Annotated in this window: 3 protein-coding genes; all 3 read right to left on the reverse strand. The window is 75.5% G+C overall.

What is annotated here, in order from left to right; genetic code table 11:
• A partial coding sequence (locus OZN99_RS29120; RefSeq protein WP_270938714.1) for a M16 family metallopeptidase occupies positions 1–838 on the reverse strand: 838 nt, incomplete at its 3' end.
• Between the two features lie 286 nt (positions 839–1124).
• The gene (locus tag OZN99_RS29125) at positions 1125–1823 is read right to left on the reverse strand and encodes a CBS domain-containing protein (protein WP_270938715.1); all 699 of its coding nucleotides are present in this window, start codon (positions 1821–1823) and stop codon (positions 1125–1127) included.
• Between the two features lie 172 nt (positions 1824–1995).
• A partial coding sequence (locus OZN99_RS29130; RefSeq protein WP_270938716.1) for a methyl-accepting chemotaxis protein occupies positions 1996–2726 on the reverse strand: 731 nt, incomplete at its 5' end.

The following is a 2726-nucleotide window of genomic DNA, read 5'->3' on the forward strand; positions in this document are numbered from 1 at the left end:
GGTCGTTGCGCACATAGCGCGGCGTGGGCGGCTGGGCGGGCGGCGGGGCGCGGTCGCGCGGCACCGGCGGGCCGGGCGGCAGCACGCCCCAATGCTCCTCCACGCTGCGCCAGAAGGCCTCCGGCGCGACGGCGCCGGCCACCACCAGCACGGCGTTCCCCGGCGCGTAGCGGGCGCGGAAGAAGTCGACCAGGTCCTGGTGGGTGATGGCGCGGATCTCGTCCTCCCAGCCGATGATCGGCCGGCCGTGCCAGTGCTGCGGGCCCCACATCGCGGCCTGGAAGCCCTCGAAATACAGCGCGCGGGGCGAGGAGCCGGTGCGTTGCGCGCGCTCCTCCAGGATCACCAGCCGCTCCGGCTCCAGCTCGGATTGCGGGATGTGGGCGGCGGCGAAGCGGTCGGCCTCCATCATCGCGACGAGGTCCAGCCGGCCCGCCTCGACATGCTGGAAGTAGCCGGTGACGTCGCGGGAGGTGAAGGCGTTGTCGTTCCCGCCCTCCCGCGCCACGCGGCGGGAGAAGGCGCCGGAGGCCACCCGCGGGCTGCCCTTGAACATCATGTGCTCGAGGAAATGGGCGACGCCCGACCGCCCGGCCGGGTCCTCGCCGCCCCCCGCGGCGACGTAGGCGTATTGCGCCACGACCGGGGCGCGGCGCTGTTCCACGAAGGCCACGCGCAGCCCGTTCGGCAGGGTGCGCAGGGTGGCGCCGAATAGCGGGCGCTCGGCCGCGTCGGCCGCCGCGGCCAGCGCCTGGGCATGGGCTTCGGGCGTCAGGGCGCCGGCACAGGCGGCAGCGGCAGCCACCTGAAGGGCGGCGCGTCGGGTGATGGGGGTCATGCTCAGCAGGTAGGCCAGGGGACGCCCCGGGCCAAGGTGCCGCCACGTATCATAGGGTGAACGGACGGGCGGGATCATGAGTCCGTCGGGATCACGATCTCCCTCGCCGGGCGCCTCGCGGCCGCGCGGCAGAGCCTGGACCAGGCGCCGGACCCGCTCGGCGGCGTGCCATGCAACCGATCCGCGAGGGCCCTGGCGCGCCGAACCCGGCGATCCAGGACGTCGCCGAGGCGCGGTCGACGCCTGGGCCGGCCCGCAAGCCGGCAGGACTGACGCGCGCCTCCGTTCAGACCTCCATGTTGCGCGGGAAGGGCCGGGTGTTGTCTTCCACGCGCCGCACGCCGGGCACGTTCTCCGCCAGCACGCGCAGCGCCTGGCGCACCGCCGGCGTGCCGATGAAACCGTGGAACGCCGCCACGCCGTCATGCACGTCCACGCCGATGAACGTCGTGTCGACCCAGGGCTCCCGCTCCATGGCGCGCAGCAACTCCAGGCGGATCGTCTCGTCGGTGGCGGCATGCGCGGCCGGCTCCTCCGGGCCGAGCAGCGCACGCACCAGGTCGGCGCGGGTGACCATGCCCAGCAGGCGCCCCCCCTCGGTCACCAGCACGCGCCGGATCCGTCTCTCCTCCATCAGGCGGGCGACATGCGCCGCCGTCTCCTCGGGACCGACAGTCACCACGTTGCCGCTCATGACGTCGCGCGCCCGGGCGCCATGGCTGCGGGCGTAGCGGTCTGCCTTGGCGGCCGGATTGTCGAACAGGCGGACCAGCCATCCCGCAAGCGGGCGGTCGTCCTCGTTGGCGAGGCGCCGGATCAGGTCGGATTCGGTGACGATCCCGGCCAGGGCGCCGGCCTCGTCGGTGATGGCGACGGCCGATATGCCGCGATCGGCGAAGAGGCGGGCGATGGTCCGCACCGGCGTGTCCGGCGGCAGCGTGACCACGGTGGTTCCCATCAGGTCGCGGGCGCGCAGGATGGCCATGGTGCTCTCCCCTCGGGCTCGCCGGGACAGCGGACGCCGGGAAGCCGGGCCGCCGCGCCGCGGGCGCATGCCGACCGCAACGGCGATCCCCCCGCGCCGTTGCCGACCGCTCGCGGCGTTCCTGACCGGCCCCTGCACCGGGCCGGGCCCCAATTGCTGGCCGACGGAAGCCCTATGCCGCGCGCAACCGCGCCGCGAAGGTCGCGACCTCCTGCCGGATCGCCGTGCCCTGCGCGCCGACCTCCACACCGGCCTGGCGCACCCGCACGATGCCGGCAGCGCTTTCGGCGACCTCGTCGTGCAGGCGGGCGATGTCGGCCGCGGCCTCCTCGGTCCCGGCGGCGGCCTCCGCCGCGTTCCGGGCGATCTCGCGCGTCGCCGCGCCCTGCTGCTCCACCGCGGCGGCGATCGCGCCGGTCACCTCCTCCATCCGCCCGACCGCGCCGGCGATGCCGCGCACGGCCTCCACCGCCTGCTCGGTCGCACCCCGCATGGCGCCGATCTGGGCCGCGATCTCCTCCGTCGCCTTGGCGGTCTGCGCGGCGAGCGACTTCACCTCGCCCGCCACCACGGCGAAGCCCTTGCCGGCCTCCCCGGCGCGCGCCGCCTCGATCGTCGCGTTCAGCGCCAGCAGGTTGGTCTGGCCCGCGATGTCGCTGATCAGGCGCACCACGTCGCCGATCCGCTGCGCCGCCTCCGCCAGGCTGGCGACCGTGCCATCGGAAGCGCGGGCGGCCGCGGCGGCGTCCTGCGCGCTGCGCGCGCTCTCGGCCACGCGGCGGGTGATCTCGGCGACCGAGGCGGCGAGTTCCTCGGAGGCCGCGGCCACCGCCTGCACATTGGCGGTGGCGCCGGAGATCCGCCCCGCGCTCTCCTGCGCACGCGCCGCGCTCCGCTCGCCGG

Source organism: Falsiroseomonas oryzae, from assembly GCF_027856955.1.
In the GTDB taxonomy this organism is placed as follows: Bacteria; Pseudomonadota; Alphaproteobacteria; order Acetobacterales; family Acetobacteraceae; genus Falsiroseomonas; species Falsiroseomonas oryzae.

Coding starts and splice junctions, on each gene's coding strand:
- OZN99_RS29125 (WP_270938715.1), bottom strand. CDS start 1,823: ATGGCCATCCTGCGCGCCCGCGACCTGATGGGAACCACCGTGGTCACG.